The organism is Mesorhizobium sp. M2A.F.Ca.ET.042.01.1.1 (genome assembly GCF_003997405.1).
Lineage (GTDB): Bacteria > Pseudomonadota > Alphaproteobacteria > Rhizobiales > Rhizobiaceae > Mesorhizobium.
Window position 1 is genome coordinate 1 of sequence record NZ_RZRX01000125.1, and the last position, 17801, is coordinate 17801.

The following is a 17801-nucleotide window of genomic DNA, read 5'->3' on the forward strand; positions in this document are numbered from 1 at the left end:
CGGCCTGGCTGCGCAGGAAATTGTCCGGCGAAAGCCGCCGGCGATTGTCCGCGGCGACCACCGATCCTTCGGCGATGGCGATCAGCGCATCATGCGCCTCGTAATCCTCGCGCTTGGAGAAGAAAGCCTCATTGGTGGCGACCAGCGGCAGGTCGTGCGTGTAGGCGAGATCGACCGTCGATTTTTCGACCATGCGGTCGTAGCCGGCGACCCGCTCCAGCTCGGCATAGAGCCTGTCGCCGAACAGGCCCTTGAGGAACAGCAGCCGCTGCTCGGCAAGGTCGCGCCGGTCGGCCTTGAGCGCGCTGCCGATCGGACCGCGCGGGCCACCGGTCAGGCAGATCAGCCCATCGGACCTGCCTTCCAGCATGGCGCTGTTGAGGTGCACCGGCTCACCGGGCGGCGTCTCCAGATAGACCTTGCTGATCAGCCGCACAAGATTGGCATAGCCAGCCTCGCTGGCGGCGATCAGCACGACCGGCGACATGTCCGGCCCAAGTCGGCGACGGTCGCGCTGGCCGTCGCTCGCCTCGCCGGAAAAAGCGAGATCGATCTGGCAGCCGATGATCGGCTGGACGCCGTCCTTGACCGCCTTCTGGGCGAATTCGAGCGCGCCGAACAGATTGTTGGTGTCGGTGACCGCGATCGCTGGCGCCTCGTCCTTGACGGCATGGCCGACGATCGCGCCGAGCTGAAGCGCGCCTTCCAGTAGCGAATAGGCCGAGTGCACGCGCAGATGGATGAAGGTCCGCGCCGGCGCTTCCGGCCGCGCGGCCTTCACCGCTGCTTCGCGCTGCAGCGGGTCGCGTGGAAGTCGTTCATCCGCCATGTTTTTTCGCGCTGTCCCAAAGACTCAATCTGTTGAGATGTATTGTCCCGGACGTGGCCGTGCCAGTCCAGCACAAATGACCGACAGGGCACAGGCTTAGGCCGGCTGGCTACCCCTCTTCTCAGGCGAACTCCATGATCACCGCATCGACCGCCAGGCTGTCGCCTGGCTTGGCGTTGAGCTTGGCTATTGTGAGGTCGCGCTCGGCGCGCAGCACATTTTCCATCTTCATGGCCTCGACCACAGCCAGCGTCTCGCCGGCCTTGACCTCTTGGCCCTCGGCCACCGCGATCGAGACGACGAGGCCAGGCATCGGGCAGAGCAGCATCTTCGAGGTGTCCGGCGGCAGTTTCTCCGGCATCAGCCTTTCCAGCTCCGCCGTGCGCGGCAGCATGGCCTGAACCGTCACCGACATGCCTTTCCAGGCGATGCGAAGACCGTTCAGCACGGGCCGGACCTGCGCCGCGATCCGGCTGCCGCCGACCGTGCCATGCCAGATCGCATCGCCTGGACGCCAGTCGGAGGCAACGGTCAGCGGCTTGCCGCCGTCGATCGACAGATCGACCTCCATCGGGATCGAGACCATGCCGTCGACGATCTCCACCGGAAGATAGTCCGCGCCGATCTTCACCACCCAGTCGCGTTTGAGATGGCCGGAATGCGGCGCCAGGCGGCCGCTCAGCCGATCGAGCCGGTCGCGGCGCAAAAGTTCGATGGCTGTTGCGACGGCGGCGAAAACCGCCCTCTGCTCGCCATCCGGTGCGACCGGCGAAAAACCGTCCGGATATTCCTCGGCGATAAAGCCAGTCGACAGCCGTCCCTCGCGCCAGCGCGGATGCTGCATCAGCGCCGATAGGAACGGGATGTTGTGCTCAATGCCGTCGACGACGAAGCTGTCCAGCGCCTCCGACATGGCGTCGATCGCCTCCAGCCTTGTCGGCGCCCAGGTGCAGAGCTTCGCCACCATCGGGTCATAGAACATCGAGATCTCAGACCCCTCCGTAACGCCGGTGTCGTTGCGGATGACGATGTCGCCTAAGATGCCCTCCTCCGGCGGCCTGTAGCGGGTCAGCCGGCCGATCGACGGCAGGAAGTTGCGGAAAGGATCCTCGGCATAGAGGCGGCTTTCCACCGCCCAGCCGTTGAGCTTCACGTCGCTCTGCTTGATGCCGAGCTTCTCCCCGGCGGCGACGCGGATCATCTGCTCGACCAGGTCGATGCCGGTGACCAGTTCGGTCACCGGATGCTCGACCTGCAATCGCGTGTTCATTTCAAGGAAATAGAAGTTCTTGTCCTTGTCGACGATGAACTCGACGGTGCCGGCGCTCTGATAATCGACGGCCTTGGCCAGGGCCACCGCCTGCTCGCCCATCGCCTTTCGGGTCTTGGCGTCGAGGAATGGCGAAGGCGCCTCCTCGACCACCTTCTGGTTGCGGCGCTGGATCGAGCATTCGCGCTCGCCGAGATAAAGCGCCGTGCCATGCGCGTCGGCCAGCACCTGGATCTCGATATGGCGCGGATCGACGACAAATTTCTCGATGAAGACGCGGTCGTCGCCGAAGGAGCTTTTCGCCTCCGAACGCGCCCGGTCGAAGCCGTCGCGCACCTCCGCCTCGCTCCAGGCGATGCGCATGCCCTTGCCGCCGCCGCCGGCCGAGGCCTTGATCATGACCGGATAGCCGATCTCGCCGGCGATCCGCTCGGCATGGTCGGCGTCTTCGATGACACCCAGCCATCCAGGCACGGTCGAGACCTCGGCTTCGCTGGCGAACTTCTTCGATTCGATCTTGTCGCCCATCGCCTTGATCGCCTTGGGCTTCGGCCCGATGAAGACGATGCCTTCCTTCTCCAGCGCCTCGCAAAATGAGGCGCGCTCCGACAGGAAGCCGTAGCCCGGATGCACGGCCTCGGCGCCGGTTTCCTTGCAGGCGGCGATGATCTTCTCCGGCAGCAGATAGCTCTGTGCCGCCGGCGAAGGCCCGATATGCACCGCCTCGTCGGCCATTTCGACATGCACGGCATCGCGGTCCGCATCCGAATAGACCGCAACGGTGGCAATGCCCATCTTGCGCGCCGTCTTGATGACGCGACAGGCGATCTCGCCGCGATTGGCGATCAGGATCTTCTTGAACATTCGGATGTCGTTCCTCCGGCGAAGCGGATCAGTTCTATGGATAATTCCGGCGCGCCTCAAGTGCCCACGGGCAGGCTCCCAGGGCTGGCACCGATTGCAGAAACCGCGCCGAAAAACGTCGCAAGAGACGTTGGCCGTCCGCACGGAACTCGCTAATGTTACCCCAACACTAAATGATGGCAGGCTGGCATTCGCCACGGGCAGCCCGCCGTTAGCTAAAACTTACAGATCGCTTGGGAGGAATGCCTCATGAAAACGCGTGCCGCCGTTGCCGTTGCCGCCGGAAAGCCGCTGGAGATCATGGAGGTGGACCTCGAAGGCCCGCGCGAGGGTGAGGTTCTGGTCGAGGTCAAGGCGACCGGCATCTGCCACACCGACGAGTTCACGCTGTCGGGCGCCGATCCGGAAGGCATCTTTCCGGCGATCCTGGGCCATGAGGGCGCCGGCATCGTCGTCGATGTCGGCAAGGGCGTCACCTCGGTCAGGAAGGGCGACCATGTCATCCCGCTCTACACGCCCGAATGCCGGCAGTGCCCGTCGTGTTTGTCGCGCAAGACCAATCTGTGCACCGCCATCCGCGCAACGCAAGGGCAAGGCCTGATGCCCGACGGCACCTCGCGCTTCTCGCTCGGCGGCGAAAAACTGTTCCATTACATGGGCTGCTCGACATTCTCCAACTTCACCGTGCTGCCGGAGATCGCGGTCGCCAAGGTCAATCCGGACGCCCCCTTCGATAAGATCTGCTATATCGGCTGCGGCGTCACCACCGGCATCGGCGCGGTCATCAACACGGCCAAGGTCGAGCAAGGGGCGACGGCCGTCGTCTTCGGCCTCGGCGGCATTGGCCTCAACGTCATCCAGGGGCTTCGCCTTGCCGGCGCCGACATGATCATCGGCGTCGATGTCAACAACGACAAGAAGGCCTGGGGCGAGAAATTCGGCATGACGCATTTCGTCAATCCGAAGGAGATCGACGGCGACATCGTGCCTTACCTGGTCAACATGACCAAGCGGGGTGCTGACCAGATCGGCGGCGCCGATTACACATTCGACTGCACCGGCAACACCAAGGTGATGCGCCAGGCGCTGGAGGCCTCGCATCGCGGCTGGGGCAAGTCGGTCATCATCGGCGTTGCCGGCGCCGGCCAGGAGATTTCGACGCGGCCCTTCCAGCTGGTCACCGGCCGCACCTGGATGGGCACCGCCTTCGGCGGCGCGCGCGGCCGCACCGATGTGCCCAGGATCGTCGACTGGTACATGGAAAAGAAGATTGAGATCGATCCGATGATCACCCACACGCTGAAGCTCGAGGACATCAACAAGGGTTTTGACCTCATGCATGAGGGCAAGTCGATCCGGAGCGTCGTGGTTTACTGAGGAAAGCCACCAGGCCGCAGGCCGGAACGCCGGCGACCTCTGTGGTAAAACATGGGAGGAGTGGAATGGCCGAGAAATTGCATCCGAAGATTGATAATGGCTTGCCAAAGGAAAGCGCATCCTTCTCCGGCGGCACGCTGGTCTGCCTGTGCACCAGCAACCCTGTGAAGGTGAAGGTCAAGGGCCAGATTGCTCACGACCACGCCTGCGGCTGCACCAAATGCTGGAAGCCGGAAGGCGCCATCTTCTCGGTCGTGGCCGTCGCCGGTACCGGCGACGTCACCGTCACCGAGAATGGAGACAAGCTGAAGGTGGTCGATCCTTCGGCACTCATCCAGCGCCATGCCTGCACGGGCTGCGGCGTCCACATGCATGGCCCGGTCGAGCGCGACCATCCCTTCAAGGGCCTGTCCTTCATCCATCCGGAACGCTTCGAAGAGGACGGCTGGTCGCCGCCGGGCTTCGCCGCCTTCGTCTCCTCGATCATCGAATCCGGCGTCGACCCGAGCCGTATGGACGGCATCCGCGCGCAGCTGAGGTCAATCGGGCTGGAGCCCTATGATTGCCTCAACCCCGGCCTGATGGACTATATGGCCACCTGGACGGCGAAGAAGTCCGGCGCGCTTCCGGCCTGATTCAGTAGAGGAAGGGCCGATCGACAGACCGGCCATTCCTGCCTACAAAGCGCTCATGGATCTTCGCGGCGTCAAGAACTGGAAGTTAAAGCTCCGCTACGGAAGAGCGAAAACTGAATTCCGTCATTTTACCACTCTAGCCGACGGAGAGGTGCTGACGCCCAATGCGGATTTCAAAACTCACCCTGGCCCGGCCTTTTTCGCAATGAAGGTATGGGCTTTGGATGCTGACCAAGCGATCGATATGGCATGCGCCATTGGCCGGCACATAGGGTTCGCCTGTACCGGCAACGTTTATGTATATGACACCGAGCCGGAAGAGCCGCCAGGCGGCGAGCCGCACGGCTATAATTTGAAATTCACGCCTTATGAACGCGAATGAAAACGAGGCTCAGCGGGAGCCTGCTCGCCCACAGATCTATGTCGATGCCGACGCCTGCCCAGTGAAAGCCGAGGTCGAGAAGGTCGCTGAGCGCCATGGCGTCGTCGTCACCTATGTCTCCAATGGCGGCCTGCGCCCGTCGCGCGATCCGATGGTCCGCAACGTCGTGGTCTCCAAGGGCGCCGATGCCGCGGACGACTGGATCGTCGAGAACGCCAGGGAGAACGACATCGTGGTGACCGCCGACATTCCGCTTGCCGCGCGCACGGTGGCGCTCGGCGCGCATGTGCTGGGACCCACCGGCCGCCCGTTCACGCCGGACACCATCGGCATGGCGGTGGCGATGCGCGATTTGAAGCAGCATCTGCGCGAGACCGGCGAAAGCCGCGGCTTCAACGCCTCTTTCACGCAAAAGGACAGGTCGCAGTTTCTCGGCGAACTCGACCGCATCTTGCGGCGCGCGCTCAAATCCGCCACACCGGATTGATCAACGTCTTCAAGGGCCTCAGGCCATGGGTGACGATCTCAAGACGCCGATGCATCGGCACATGCAGTTCGCCTTGGCCTTTGCCATCGGCATCGTCGCGCTGCTGCTCGCCTTGCTGCTGCACGCGCCGCTTCCCTATTCCATCGGCGCCAATGTCTTCTTCGTGAGCTATATTGCCCTAGTGCTGGCGCTGATGCCCGGCCTTACCGGCCGCTATCTCAGCCGGAACGCGCGCGCGACGGACATGCCCGTGCTGCTTATCTTCGCCGTCACGCTCTTCGTCGTCGTCGCGGCCATCGTCTCGCTGTTTCTTTTGATCAACCGGAAAGACGCGGCGCACCCATGGCAGCTCGCCTTCGCGATGCTCTCGATCCCGCTCGGCTGGTTCACCATCCACGCCATGGCTTCGCTGCACTACGCCCATGTTTACTGGAAAGACGGCGACGAGATCGATCAGAAAACCCAGAAGAAAATGCCGGTCGGCGGCCTCGATTTTCCCGGCGGCAGACGCCCGGAAGGCTGGGACTTCCTCTATTTCGCGACGGTCATCGGCATGACGGCGCAGACAGCCGACACGGCCATCACCACCTCGCAAATGCGTCTGGTCGTGCTCATCCACTCGGTCTTGAGCTTTTTCTTCAACACGGTGATCGTTGCCGCGGCGGTCAATCTCGCGGTCACCCTGGGCTCTCCGTAATAAATCCGTGATCGCATGAAACATTGCCTTGTGCGGCGACGTATTGAGGGGAAGACAAGGACCTGAGAAGCCGCCTGCCTGAGGCGGCCGGAGGCAAGATGGACGCTGTTGCCAACAACCAATCCGCCCCCAAGACGGGCGGCAAGGACACCACCCTCATCTACCGGCAGTCGCGCTGGACGCGCTTGACCCATTGGCTGTGGGCTTTCTCGCTGTTCTTCATGCTGCTTTCCGGCCTGCAGATCTTCAACGCGCGGCCGCAGCTTTATCTCGGCAAGCAGTCCGGTTTCGAGTTCAACAACACCATTCTCGAGATCGGCGCCGAAAACGCCGCCAACGGTCCGCGCGGTTTCACCGCGATCCTAGGCCACCGCTTCGACACCACCGGCGTGCTCGGCTGGTCGGGTCCGCCCGGACAGGAAACGCCTCGCGCCTTTCCGGCCTGGGCGACGATCCCCTCTTACTACGATCTCGGCACCGCCCGCGTCGTGCATTTCTTCTTCGCCTGGATCCTAACCACGACGCTGCTCGTCTGGCTGATCGCCGGCCTGGTCAACGGCCATATCCGCCGAGACCTCGCCCCTCGCCTCTCGGATCTGCGCAAGCTGCCGCGCGACATCGTCGACCACGCGAAACTGAAATTCCACCACACCCGTGAGTACAACACGCTGCAGAAGACGGCTTATGGCGGCGTGCTGTTCGTGGCTATGCCGTTGATGATCGCGACCGGGCTCGCCATGTCGCCGAGCATGGATTCGGTGCTGCCGTGGCTCAACGAAATCCTTGGCGGCCGACAGACGGCGCGCACCATCCATTTCACCGTCATGGTGCTGCTCGTCCTCTTCTTCATCGTCCACATCCTGATGATCCTGGCCGCCGGCCCGATCAACGAGCTGCGCTCGATCATCACCGGCTGGTACCGCACCGACCCCCCAGCGAAGCACGACCAGCCGACCGAGAGGAGCGTCTGACATGGCGAAATTCCAGATCACGCGCCGTAAATTCTTGACCGCCGGCAGCCTGGGCCTGTCAGGCATAGCATTGTCGGGCTGCGACGCCTTCGACAGCGGTCTCGGCATTGGCGGCGGCCTGCGCAGCTTCCTCGAAAGCGCCAACGGCCTGACTTACCGCGCGCAGCGCTTTCTTGCAGGCCGCGACGCGCTGGCGCCGGAATTCACCGAGGCCGATATACGCCAGCCGCAGCGGCCGAATGGCGTCACGGCGCCCGATGACGACACCTACAAGGGTCTGCTCGCCAACAATTTCGCCGACTGGCGCCTGGAGGTGACCGGCCTTGTCGAGAAGCCGCTGTCGCTCACCCGCGAGCAGCTCCAGAACATGCCGAGCCGCACCCAGATCACCCGCCACGACTGTGTCGAAGGCTGGAGTTGCATCGCCAAATGGACCGGCACGCCGCTGTCGCTGGTGCTCGACCAGGCGGTGGTCAAGCCGCAGGCGCGCTACGTCATGTTCCACTGCCTCGACACGATCGAGCAGAGCTTGTCCGGCGACATCAAATATTACGGCACCATCGACCTGATCGATGCCCGCCATCCGCAGACCATTTTGGCCTACGGCCTCAACGGCAAGCCCTTGCCGGTCGAGAACGGCGCACCGCTCAGAGTACGCGTCGAGCGCCAGCTCGGCTACAAGATGCCGAAATACATCTACAAAATCGAGCTGGTCGATAGTTTCGCCACTATCGGCGGCGGCCGCGGCGGTTACTGGGAGGACAACGGCTACGACTGGTATGGCGGGATTTGATGATCCCTCGCCTGCGGGCCGAGCACGATCTGCCGTCGGCTGAGCTTGATGCCGTCGAGGAGCGTCTGCATGACGACAATCGACGGCTGACCGGTCGTGACGACGACCGTGCCCTCATCTTTGCCTTGCGGGATGAGCAAGGGCGCGTCGTCGGGATCGCCGCCGGCTATTCCTGGGCCGGCATCGCCGAGCTCACGCTGATGTGGGTCGACGAAACCTATCGGGGCCTTGGCCACGGCAGGAAGCTGCTTGAAGCCTTTGTCGCGGAGGCTGCTGCGCGGGGCTCCTTGCGGATATGGGTTTCGACCCACGATTTCCAGGCGCCAGGCTTGTACGAAAAGGCCGGCGTCGAGCGCATCGCGGAACTCACCGGATGGCCCGAAGGCCATTCCAACATCATCCTTTGCAAGACGATTCAGCGAGCGTCTAAGCGACTTTATCCAGCAGCGGCTTCAGCGCCGGATGGATTTCCGGCGAAGCGTGCCTGATCAGCGTCAGCAGCGCGCGCTCGTTGTCGCGCAGCGGCCGCTGGCCGCCGCCGATGCGCTCGACCAGCCATTTGGCTTCGTCGGCATCGATGGTCTCGGCACGGCGGGCAAGTGCCTCGGCGGCCCGGTTTCTGGCTTCCCATTCGGCCTCGATATCGCCGGGAGAATGGTAGGCTTCGAGGACCGAGGCGAATCCGCCCGACACCATTCGGCTGAGGAACCCACCGAGTGCCGGGCCTGCCTCGTCGAGGAAGTTTTCGTGGCGCAGCGCCGCTTCGCGCGTTGGCGGCTCGTAGCCGGCCGAGCACATGACATAGTTGGCGATCGCCTTGACGAAGAGCTCGTTCCAGGACGGATCATTGTCTGGGGCCGCCGTTCGGTCATTGATCCTGAACAGCACCTCTGCCTCGGCTTTGGTAATGGCGATGTTGCCGTCGCCGCCAAAGGCATGGAGGATGCGGCGCAGGAGATCGACCTCGGCCCTGGCGATCAGGCCCGGAACCAGCTCGCCGCCGATCATCAACGGCCCCTTGCCGTCGATCACCGCATGCGCGACCTGCTCCAGCGCATAGGCCGAAAGCTGGCCGGGCGAGGATTTCGCTTCCTCCAGCACATGCACCAGCAGCTCGAGCTCCGTGCGGCTGTCGACCATGCCGTCACGCGAGACGGTGTGGACCAGCCAGTCGGCATTCTCCTCCGAGATATAGCCTTCCGGCTTTTCCTGGTGGACGATGTAGTCGGTCACCGCCTCAACGAAGAACGGTGCCCATTCGCCACATTTGTCACGCGCCGTCTGGTCGAGCGCGAACAGCGCCTCCGCCTCGCCGCGACTCACCACGCCGTCGGCGAATACCTCGCGCCGCAGCATTGCCACGTCCTCGGCCGTGATCTTGTTCTTCGACGTCAGCCCCGCCACCGGACCGCTCATGACCAATTCGCCCATCTGCCGTCCCTGCCCGTCGCCCGTTGCCGACGAACTCAATGCATCCCTTGGGCATGCATATCAGAAGTATCTTGAGAAACTGGCAAATGGTGTGGTTAGCGAAGACTTGTCGGCAACATGTCGCTGGGAGGTGACAAGGTGTCGCCAACGAGCTATGGATGGCGCGTCGGGGGCTCGGTTTGTGAGTCCCACCTGTTTGCGGGAGAGAGCAGCGCAAGCTGTCGCCGAAGGGGAAATCGCCCGAAATCTCTCAGGCAAAAGAACCGTTGACGGGAAAGACAACTCTGGAAAGTCGGGGCCTGGCCCCGCGCCGAAGGTGTAAGCGCTGCCGACAGAGTTACGGGGCGCGAGTCTCTCAGGCTTCAGACAGAGGGGCACGAAACAGGCCGCCAATGGCGGTCGATTGCGTGCGACTCTGGAGAAGACATGACAGGCGAAGACACCAGGCACCTACCCCTCGAGGATTTGCATCAGGCCGCGGGCGCGCGCTTCGGCGCTTTCGCCGGCTGGTCGATGCCGCTCACCTATCCGCCCGGCGTGATGAAGGAGCACCTGCACACGCGCGAGCACGCGGGGCTGTTCGACATCTCGCATATGAAGCTGTTCGAGGTCGGCGGTCCGGGCGCCGCCGCGCTGTTGAACCGGGCCTGCCCGCTTGATGCCGGCGCGCTGGACATCTCGCAGTCCAAATACACTTTTTTCCTCAACGAGGCTGCCGGTATCATCGACGACCTCATCGTGACCCGCCTTGGCGACGACCGGTTCATGGTCGTGGCCAATGCCGGCAACGCCATCGAGGACGAGAAGCATCTGCGCGCTCTGGTAACGGATTTCGACGCCAGGGTCTCGCCGCTCGACCGCGTCTTCCTGGCGATCCAGGGTCCGGACGCCTGGGCGGCTTTGGCACGGGCCGGCATCGAGACCGGCTCGCTGCTCTTCATGCATGGCATCGAGCCGCGCCAGAACTGGTTCATGAGCCGGTCCGGCTACACCGGCGAGGACGGTTTCGAGATCGGCCTGCCGGAGAAGGACGCGCGTGATCTGGTTGCCAAACTCTTGGAAGACGAGCGCGTGCAATGGATCGGCCTTGCCGCCCGCGACAGCCTGCGCCTTGAGGCGGGGCTCTGCCTGCATGGCCAGGACCTGACGCCCGGGATCGACCCGGCAAGCGCCGGCCTCATGTGGGCGATCCCCAAAGAAGTCCGCCAGGGCCATTTCATCGGCGCCGACGCGCTGCGCTCGATCCTGGAGCGCGGGCCGTCGCAGAGGCGCGTCGGCCTGAAGCCCGATGGCCGCCAGCCGGTGCGCGCCGGCGCGGCGCTCGTCAATGCCGGCGGCAATCCCGCTGGCCACGTCACCTCCGGCGGCTTCGGCCCTTCGACCGGCCACCCTGTCGCCATGGGCTATGTCGACGCCGCGCTGGCCAGGCCCGGCACGAAACTCTTCGCCGACGTCCGCGGGACGAAGATCCCGGTCGACGTCACGTCCCTGCCCTTCACTCCACACCGCTACCGCAAAGGATGACACTGATGGCAAAGACCTATTTCACCGAAGACCATGAATGGCTCCGCGTCGAAGGCGGCGTCGCCACTGTCGGCATCACCGACTATGCGCAGGAACAGCTCGGCGATCTCGTTTTCGTCGAGCTGCCGGAAATTGGCCGCAAGCTCGCCAAGGGCGATACCGCCGTCGTCGTCGAATCCGTGAAGGCGGCTTCGGACGTTTATGCGCCGGTCGACGGCGAGATCACCGAGGCCAACGGCTCACTGTCGGCCGACCCTTCGCTGGTCAACTCGGCGGCGACCGGCGACGGTTGGCTCTGGAAGATGAAGCTCTCCAACGAAGGCCAACTCGACAGCCTCATGGATGAGGCCGCCTACAAAGCCCATATCGGCTGACAACAGGATCTTGGAAATGACCGCAGCACCTGCTCCTTTTTCGGCCCGCCATATCGGCCCCTCCGTCAACGACGTCAGGGCGATGCTCGCCGCCATCGGCGTTCCATCTGTCGAAACGCTGATCAGCCAGGCCGTGCCGAAGTCGATCCGCCTCGATCGGCCTCTCGATCTGCCTGCCCCGGCGAGCGAAGCCGAAGCGCTGGCTGAACTGTCGGCGAAAATGGCGAAGAACACGGTGCTGAAGAGCTTCATCGGCGCCGGTTATCACGGCGTCTTCGTGCCGCCGGTCATCCAGCGCAACCTGTTCGAGAATCCGGCCTGGTACACGGCCTACACGCCCTACCAGGCCGAGATCAGCCAGGGCCGGTTGGAAATGCTGTTCAACTTCCAGACCCTGGTCACCGAGCTCACCGGCCTGCCGGTGGCGTCGGCCTCGCTGCTCGATGAAGCGACCGCCGTTGCCGAGGCCGTTGGCATCGCGCTGCGCCATCATCGCGACAAGCGCACCAAGGTGGCGCTTGCCGGCACCCCGCATCCGCAGACGCTGGATGTCGTGCGCACCCGCGCCGAGCCGCTCGGCATCGAGGTCGATGGCGAGACGATCGACGACAACACCGCCGCCCTGCTCGTCTCCTGGCCGGACACGTTCGGCGTCTATGGCGACCACAAGGCGGCGATCGAGAAGGCCCGCGCTACCGGCACGCTGGTCGTCTTCATCGCCGATCCGCTGGCGCTCACCCTGACGGATGCGCCGGCAAAGCTCGGCGCCGACATCGCCGTCGGCCCGATGCAGCGCTTCGGCGTGCCGATGGGTTTCGGCGGCCCGCACGCCGCTTATTGCGCCGTTTCCGACAAGCTGACCCGTCTGATGCCCGGCCGCCTCGTCGGCCAGTCGACCGACACCAGGGGTCGCCCCGGCTATCGGCTGGCGCTGCAGACGCGCGAGCAGCACATCCGCCGCGACAAGGCCACCTCCAACATCTGCACCGCGCAGGCGCTGCTGGCCAATATGGCCACGGCCTATGCGATCTGGCATGGCCCTGCCGGCCTGCAGGCGATTGCCGGTCGCATCCACGTCCTTGCCGACCGCCTCGCCTCAGGTCTCAAAGCCGCCGGCGTATCGGTGCTCGGCGCGAGCCGCTTCGACACCGTGACGGCCGAGGTGAAGGGCAAGGCCGTCGCGATCGCCGCCGCCGCGCAGAAGACAGGCCGGCTGCTGCGCGTCATCGATGCGGACAAGATCAGCATCGCCTTCGACGAGATCTCGACGGAAGCCGATCTCGAGGCGATCGCCGGCCTCTTCGGGGCCAAGCCAGGCACGGAAGGCTGCTCGATGCCCGGCAAGCCGCGCGGCAAGGAGTTCCTGACGCAGCCGGTCTTCCACGAGAACCGCTCCGAGACCGAGATGATGCGCTTCCTGCGCCGGCTGGCCGACAAGGACCTCGCGCTCGACCGCGCCATGATCCCGCTCGGCTCCTGCACCATGAAGCTCAATGCCGCCGCGGAAATGATACCGGTGAGCTGGCCCAGCGTCGCCAATCTGCATCCCTTCGCGCCTGCCGGCCATTCGGGCGGCTACCGCGCCATGGTCGCCGATCTCGAAGCTTGGCTGTCGGAGATCACCGGCTTCGACGCCGTGACCTTGCAGCCCAATGCCGGCAGCCAGGGCGAATATGCCGGCCTGCTCGCCATTCGCGGCTATCACCGCGCGCGCGGCGAAGGCCATCGCACCGTCTGCCTGATCCCATCCTCCGCGCATGGCACCAATCCGGCGAGCGCCGCGATGGCCGGCATGAGCGTCGTCGTCGTGCGCTGCACCGAGGACGGCAACATCGATGTCGAGGACCTCAAGGCCAAGGCGGCCGAGCATTCGAAGGATCTCGCGGCGCTGATGTTCACCTACCCCTCGACGCATGGCGTCTACGAGGAAGGCGCGCGCGACCTCTGCGCCATCGTCCATGAGCATGGCGGCCAGGTCTATTTCGACGGCGCCAACCTCAACGCGCTGGTCGGCCTTGCCCGTCCAGGCGATATCGGCGCCGACGTCTGCCACATGAACCTGCACAAGACCTTCTGCATCCCGCATGGCGGCGGCGGGCCGGGTGTCGGTCCGATCGGCGTCAAGGCCCATCTGAAGCCCTATCTGCCCGGCCACGTGACGGAAGGCACGACCCATGCCGTGGCCGCGGCGCCGTTCGGCAGCGCCTCGATCCTGCCGATCACCTGGATGTACATCCGCATGATGGGCGCTTCGGGACTGAAGCACGCGACCGAAACGGCGATCGTTTCCGCCAACTACATCGCGACCCGCCTCGCGCCGCACTTCCCGCTCCTCTACAAGGGCAGGCACGACCGCATCGCCCATGAATGCATCCTCGACACCCGCGTGCTCAAGGAGAGTGCCGGCATCAACGTCGACGATATCGCCAAGCGTCTGATCGACTACGGCTTCCACGCGCCGACCATGTCGTTCCCGGTCGCCGGCACGCTGATGGTCGAGCCGACCGAGTCCGAGCCCAAGCGCGAGCTCGACCGCTTCTGCGAGGCGATGGTCGCCATCGCCGGCGAGGCGGCGAAAGTGGCGAAGGGCGAGTGGCCGTCCAACGACAACCCACTGGTCAACGCCCCGCACACCGCGGCGGAAGCGCTTGCCGCTGAGTGGAAGCATCCCTACTCGCGGCTCGAAGCGGCCTACCCTGCGGGCGACGCCGACCTAGCGGCGAAATACTGGCCGCCGGTGTCGCGCATCGACAATGTGGCCGGCGACCGCAACCTAGTCTGCTCGTGCCCGCCGCTGTCGAAATATCTCGGCGCCGCGGAGTAGCGTTTGATCAAGCGGTTATCAGGACCGGCCCGGCATCGGGCTGGCCGCCTTGCTCTCGACTGACGCGCCGCGCCGCTTGCGCCAATCAGCCCTTGTCGAGCAGCGCCAGATTGGCGTTGACCACCGTCTGGTCGGCCATGCCGGCCTTGGCTTCGAGGAGCAGCGCGCGCGCCTTCTTCTTGTTGCCGCGCAGAAGCTGCGAATAACCCATATTGTTGACGATCTGCGGCTTGCGGCCGGCGACCTTCAACAATTGCGCATAGGCGCGGTCGGCGAAGTCGAAACGGCCGAGCTCGTCATAGGAAGCGGCAAGCCCCATCCAGGCTTCGGCGTTGTCGGATTTGAGCTCGACCGCCTTGCGGAAATGCTGTTCGGCAAGGCCGAAATTCGCCTCGCGGAACTGCGCCTTGCCTTCGACGAGATCATTGGCGCTGACATCCTTGGCCACCGGCTGGATCGCCGTGGTCTTGGTCGTGTCGACGTTGTTGTTCGTCGTGCAGCCGGTGATCATCAAGACGGCCGCCAATGCCGCCGCTGCCTTGGGAAGTCTCTGACGCATGCCCCTGCCCCATCGCCCGATTTGCCGGGTCGTTCTTCAGGGATAGACGATACAGGAGAGCGATTAAGCTTCGGTGCCGAAATGCAGCTAAATTTTGGTTGCCCGCCAAGGATGCGTTAACCAGCAGACCAGCGATGGTATGCTGAGATTCGGGTCAGGCCGTGTCGAGAATGGTGGCTTTCGAGAACCGGAGCGGAGCGTACCTGAAGTACGTGAGCACCGGAAGCGCAGAAAGTCGCTATTCGCAGGCCGGCCTCACCCGAATATCAGCATACCTCAGTGATGCGCCGTCAGCTTCACAATGATCGGAATAATAGCGATCATCAGCACCACCGGCAGGATGCAGACCGTCACCGGTACCGACATCTTGGCCGGCAAGGCATGCGCCTTCTCCTCTGCCAGCGACATGCGCTTGTGCCGCATTTCGTCGGAGAAGACGCGCAACGAGCCCGACAGGCTGGTGCCGAGCTCCTTGGATTGCTGCAAGAGCGTCGCGAAGGAGCGCACCTCGTCCAGGCTGAGACGGTCGGCGAGCGCCTTCAGCGCGTCGTCGAGACTGCGCCCGGCCCGCAGCTCCAGCGACACCAGGATCAGGTTCTGGCTGAGCGACGGATAGGTCCTGGCAAGCTCCTTGGAGACCCGCTCGATGCCGGCCTCCATGCTCATGCCGGCATCGGAGCAGACGATCATCAGATCCATGAAATCGGGAAAGCCGTTGCGGTATTCGCGCATCTTCTCCCGAACCTTCTGCGTCAGCACCAGGCCCGGCAGGAAATAGCCGCCGGCTCCCGACAGGATGATGAAGGTCCAGCGGCTGGTCATGGTCGACTCGGCGCTCGCCGCCCAGTGGTTGATCAGGAACGCGCCTAACGCCGCGCCGATCAGGGTTGCGAAGCGGATCAGGAAGAACATGCCGACGGCGCGCGGCTCCATATAGCCGGCCTGGATGAGCTTCATGCGCAGCCGCGCGACATTTTCCGGGTCGCTCTTGGCATAGAACTCCTGCGCCCGTTTCACCGCTTTCTCGCGCACGGCGCTGGTGCTCTTCTTTGGCGCAGCGTCCACCTGCTCGGCCGGCTGCACGACCTCGACCTTCAGCCGGCGCTTGACCTCGCCACGATCGCCCTTGGCGAGCACAAGCGGCCAGGCAACGGCACCGCCGCCAAGCACCAGCAGCAGCACGGCAACCGGCATCAGCGACGTCGGCGCGAGCGAGGCGAGGAAGCGGATGACGCCTTCCATTTCAGAACCTGAAATTCGACATCTTGAACATGATGGCGTTGCCGAGCAGCAGCCAGAAGATCGCCCCGCTCAGCATGTACCAGGTCTTCGGCTCGCCCCAGACGTCCTGGTAGAATTGCGGCATCAGCACCATGATGGCGGTGAACAGAAGCGCTGGCACCGCGGTCAGGATGTAGGCAGACATGCGGCCTTCGGTCGAAATGGCGCGCACCTTGCGGCGCAGCTTGCCGCGCTCGCGGATTGTCGCGGACAGGCCGTCGAGGATCTCGCGCAGATTGCCGCCCGAACTGCTCTGGATCGACACCGCAGTGACGAACAGCGGCAGGTCCTCATGCCCCACCCGGTCGAACAGATTGTTCAGCGCCGATACCAGGTCCGAGCCGTAGGTCACCTCGTCGGCGACGACACCGAACTCGGTGCCGATCGGGTCGGCCATTTCGCGCGCAACCATGGCGATCGCCACCGGCACCGGATGGCCTGCCTTGAGGCCACGCGTGATCAGTTCCAGCGCCTCGGGCAACTGTATCCCGAACCGCTTGTGCCGGCGCTTGCGCATGAAGCGCATCGCCATCACCGGCAGCACCGGCAGCAGTATGAGAAACAGGATCAGGCCAAACAGAAGCGGCAAGCCCTTCCAGATCGTGAGAAGCGCCAGTGCGAAAGCGATTCCCGATGTGATCGTCAGGAACTTCGGCAACGGCGTGGTCATGCCGGACTGCGTGCGCAGGGCGCGGAAACGGTCGAGGGAGAAGACGGAGCTGCGGCCGTCGATCCCGCGCTCCTTGCGCAGTTGGATCAGCACCTGCTCCTGGCTGATCTTGTTCTCGGCGAGCTTCATGCGGCGGTTGATCGCCATGCGCTTGTCGCTGCGCCCGGCATAGAGCAGGTAAAGGCCCTCGGCGATCATTATGCCGGTGAGCGCCGCCGCGGCGTACACGACATAGATCGGGCTGAATCCCTCGAACACCGGCCTAGTCCTGCGGCCGGCCGGGTTCGAAATACTTGCCCGGGAATTCGATGCCCATGTTGCGCAGGTCCTCGAGGAAGCGCGGGCGGATGCCGGTCGCCTCGAAGTGGCCGAGGATCTTGCCATCCGCCTCCATGCCGGTGCGCACGAAGCGGAATATCTCCTGCATCTGGATGACATCGCCTTCCATGCCGGTCACCTCGGCGACGCTGGTCACCTTGCGCTTGCCGTCGGAAAGGCGTGTCAACTGCACGATGATGTCGAGCGCGCTGGCGATCTGGCTGCGGATCGACTGCACCGTCATCGGCATGCCGGTCATGCCGAGCATCTGTTCCAGACGCGAGATGGCATCGCGCGGCGTGTTGGCATGGATGGTGGCCATCGAGCCTTCATGGCCGGTATTCATCGCCTGCAGCATGTCGAATGCTTCCTCGCCGCGACACTCGCCGAGGATGACGCGGTCGGGACGCATGCGCAGCGCGTTCTTGACCAGGTCGCGCTGCTTCAGTTCGCCATGGCCCTCGATGTTGGCCGGGCGCGTCTCCATGCGCGCGACATGCGGCTGCTGCAATTGC

Annotated in this window: 18 protein-coding genes and 1 riboswitch; of the genes, 11 read left to right on the forward strand and 7 right to left on the reverse strand. The window is 64.2% G+C overall.

Translation table 11 applies throughout. The features are described from left to right. Together EOA23_RS19400 and EOA23_RS19405 are read right to left on the reverse strand one after the other, a co-directional pair. Window positions 1–829 (reverse strand): PHP domain-containing protein (locus tag EOA23_RS19400; protein WP_127305333.1); only part of this gene is annotated, 829 nt, incomplete at its 3' end. Window positions 830–950: 121 nt separating this feature from the next. Further along, entirely contained in the window at window positions 951–2963 is a 2013-nt protein-coding gene (locus tag EOA23_RS19405; RefSeq protein ID WP_127305334.1) for an acetyl/propionyl/methylcrotonyl-CoA carboxylase subunit alpha, read from the reverse strand. A 249-nt stretch (window positions 2964–3212) separates the two neighbouring features. On the opposite strand from EOA23_RS19405, the gene EOA23_RS19410 reads away from it, so the two are divergent. The 8 genes from EOA23_RS19410 to EOA23_RS19445 all read left to right on the forward strand — a co-directional run bounded on the left by EOA23_RS19410 (window position 3213) and on the right by EOA23_RS19445 (window position 8793). Then, window positions 3213–4340 (forward strand): S-(hydroxymethyl)glutathione dehydrogenase/class III alcohol dehydrogenase, encoded by a 1128-nt coding sequence (locus tag EOA23_RS19410; RefSeq protein ID WP_127305335.1) that lies wholly within the window; start codon window positions 3213–3215, stop codon window positions 4338–4340. 65 nt (window positions 4341–4405) lie between these two features. Then, the gene (gene gfa, locus EOA23_RS19415; protein WP_126060495.1) at window positions 4406–4975 is read left to right on the forward strand and encodes an S-(hydroxymethyl)glutathione synthase; all 570 of its coding nucleotides are present in this window, start codon (window positions 4406–4408) and stop codon (window positions 4973–4975) included. A gap of 55 nt (window positions 4976–5030) precedes the next feature. Continuing rightward, complete coding sequence (locus EOA23_RS19420; RefSeq protein ID WP_127305336.1) at window positions 5031–5357, forward strand: hypothetical protein; 327 nt, start codon at window positions 5031–5033, stop codon at window positions 5355–5357. After that, complete coding sequence (locus EOA23_RS19425; protein ID WP_127305337.1) at window positions 5344–5844, forward strand: YaiI/YqxD family protein; 501 nt, start codon at window positions 5344–5346, stop codon at window positions 5842–5844. The genes EOA23_RS19420 and EOA23_RS19425 overlap by 14 nt, the downstream gene beginning before the upstream one ends. Before the next feature lie 25 nt (window positions 5845–5869). Then, window positions 5870–6541, forward strand: coding sequence for a DUF1345 domain-containing protein (locus EOA23_RS19430; RefSeq protein WP_127305338.1), 672 nt, complete (start codon window positions 5870–5872; stop codon window positions 6539–6541). Between the two features lie 98 nt (window positions 6542–6639). Beyond that, window positions 6640–7512 (forward strand): cytochrome b/b6 domain-containing protein, encoded by an 873-nt coding sequence (locus EOA23_RS19435; RefSeq protein ID WP_127305339.1) that lies wholly within the window; start codon window positions 6640–6642, stop codon window positions 7510–7512. A 1-nt stretch (window position 7513) separates the two neighbouring features. After that, window positions 7514–8305, forward strand: coding sequence for a molybdopterin-binding protein (locus tag EOA23_RS19440; RefSeq protein ID WP_127305340.1), 792 nt, complete (start codon window positions 7514–7516; stop codon window positions 8303–8305). Further along, window positions 8305–8793: a GNAT family N-acetyltransferase gene (locus EOA23_RS19445; protein ID WP_127305341.1), complete on the forward strand. Its 489-nt coding sequence runs from the start codon at window positions 8305–8307 to the stop codon at window positions 8791–8793. Before EOA23_RS19440 ends, EOA23_RS19445 begins: the two co-directional genes overlap by 1 nt. Here EOA23_RS19445 and EOA23_RS19450 read toward each other — a convergent pair. Further along, a complete protein-coding gene (locus tag EOA23_RS19450) occupies window positions 8732–9736 on the reverse strand; it encodes a hypothetical protein (RefSeq protein ID WP_127305342.1) in 1005 nt (334 codons plus the stop codon). The two genes, EOA23_RS19445 and EOA23_RS19450, sit on opposite strands and share 62 nt — an antisense overlap. Before the next feature lie 189 nt (window positions 9737–9925). Continuing rightward, window positions 9926–10012, forward strand: a riboswitch (glycine riboswitch). Between the two features lie 150 nt (window positions 10013–10162). Between EOA23_RS19450 and gcvT the strand changes: the two genes are divergently transcribed. The 3 genes from gcvT to gcvP are packed head-to-tail and all read left to right on the forward strand — an operon-like array spanning window position 10163 to window position 14458. Beyond that, window positions 10163–11260: a glycine cleavage system aminomethyltransferase GcvT gene (gene gcvT, locus EOA23_RS19455; RefSeq protein ID WP_127305343.1), complete on the forward strand. Its 1098-nt coding sequence runs from the start codon at window positions 10163–10165 to the stop codon at window positions 11258–11260. A 5-nt stretch (window positions 11261–11265) separates the two neighbouring features. Next, the gene (gene gcvH / locus EOA23_RS19460; RefSeq protein WP_127305344.1) at window positions 11266–11634 is read left to right on the forward strand and encodes a glycine cleavage system protein GcvH; all 369 of its coding nucleotides are present in this window, start codon (window positions 11266–11268) and stop codon (window positions 11632–11634) included. A 16-nt stretch (window positions 11635–11650) separates the two neighbouring features. Next, window positions 11651–14458 carry an aminomethyl-transferring glycine dehydrogenase gene (gene gcvP, locus EOA23_RS19465; protein WP_127305345.1) on the forward strand — a complete coding sequence of 936 codons (2808 nt, stop codon included), beginning with the start codon at window positions 11651–11653 and terminating at the stop codon, window positions 14456–14458. A gap of 85 nt (window positions 14459–14543) precedes the next feature. Here the strand turns inward: gcvP and EOA23_RS19470 are convergent, their stop codons facing one another. From EOA23_RS19470 to EOA23_RS19485, 4 genes are all read right to left on the reverse strand, one after another. After that, window positions 14544–15017, reverse strand: a complete 474-nt coding sequence (locus EOA23_RS19470) for a hypothetical protein (RefSeq protein WP_127305346.1) — start codon at window positions 15015–15017, stop codon at window positions 14544–14546. Window positions 15018–15293: 276 nt separating this feature from the next. After that, window positions 15294–16259, reverse strand: coding sequence for a type II secretion system F family protein (locus EOA23_RS19475; protein ID WP_127305347.1), 966 nt, complete (start codon window positions 16257–16259; stop codon window positions 15294–15296). Window position 16260: 1 nt separating this feature from the next. Then, the gene (locus EOA23_RS19480) at window positions 16261–17226 is read right to left on the reverse strand and encodes a type II secretion system F family protein (RefSeq protein WP_127305348.1); all 966 of its coding nucleotides are present in this window, start codon (window positions 17224–17226) and stop codon (window positions 16261–16263) included. 4 nt (window positions 17227–17230) lie between these two features. Beyond that, window positions 17231–17801: ATPase, T2SS/T4P/T4SS family (locus EOA23_RS19485; protein ID WP_145966442.1), on the reverse strand; the 571-nt coding region annotated here is incomplete at its 5' end.

Bases quoted from the DNA above. Each gene is read 5' to 3' on its own strand.
- EOA23_RS19405 (WP_127305334.1), bottom strand. From the start codon at position 2,963: ATGTTCAAGAAGATCCTGATCGCCAATCGCGGCGAGATCGCCTGTCGC.
- EOA23_RS19410 (WP_127305335.1), top strand. From the start codon at position 3,213: ATGAAAACGCGTGCCGCCGTTGCCGTTGCCGCCGGAAAGCCGCTGGAG.
- gfa (WP_126060495.1), top strand. From the start codon at position 4,406: ATGGCCGAGAAATTGCATCCGAAGATTGATAATGGCTTGCCAAAGGAA.
- EOA23_RS19420 (WP_127305336.1), top strand. From the start codon at position 5,031: ATGGATCTTCGCGGCGTCAAGAACTGGAAGTTAAAGCTCCGCTACGGA.
- EOA23_RS19425 (WP_127305337.1), top strand. From the start codon at position 5,344: ATGAACGCGAATGAAAACGAGGCTCAGCGGGAGCCTGCTCGCCCACAG.
- EOA23_RS19430 (WP_127305338.1), top strand. From the start codon at position 5,870: ATGGGTGACGATCTCAAGACGCCGATGCATCGGCACATGCAGTTCGCC.
- EOA23_RS19435 (WP_127305339.1), top strand. From the start codon at position 6,640: ATGGACGCTGTTGCCAACAACCAATCCGCCCCCAAGACGGGCGGCAAG.
- EOA23_RS19440 (WP_127305340.1), top strand. From the start codon at position 7,514: ATGGCGAAATTCCAGATCACGCGCCGTAAATTCTTGACCGCCGGCAGC.
- EOA23_RS19445 (WP_127305341.1), top strand. From the start codon at position 8,305: ATGATCCCTCGCCTGCGGGCCGAGCACGATCTGCCGTCGGCTGAGCTT.
- EOA23_RS19450 (WP_127305342.1), bottom strand. From the start codon at position 9,736: ATGGGCGAATTGGTCATGAGCGGTCCGGTGGCGGGGCTGACGTCGAAG.
- gcvT (WP_127305343.1), top strand. From the start codon at position 10,163: ATGACAGGCGAAGACACCAGGCACCTACCCCTCGAGGATTTGCATCAG.
- gcvH (WP_127305344.1), top strand. From the start codon at position 11,266: ATGGCAAAGACCTATTTCACCGAAGACCATGAATGGCTCCGCGTCGAA.
- gcvP (WP_127305345.1), top strand. From the start codon at position 11,651: ATGACCGCAGCACCTGCTCCTTTTTCGGCCCGCCATATCGGCCCCTCC.
- EOA23_RS19470 (WP_127305346.1), bottom strand. From the start codon at position 15,017: ATGCGTCAGAGACTTCCCAAGGCAGCGGCGGCATTGGCGGCCGTCTTG.
- EOA23_RS19475 (WP_127305347.1), bottom strand. From the start codon at position 16,259: ATGGAAGGCGTCATCCGCTTCCTCGCCTCGCTCGCGCCGACGTCGCTG.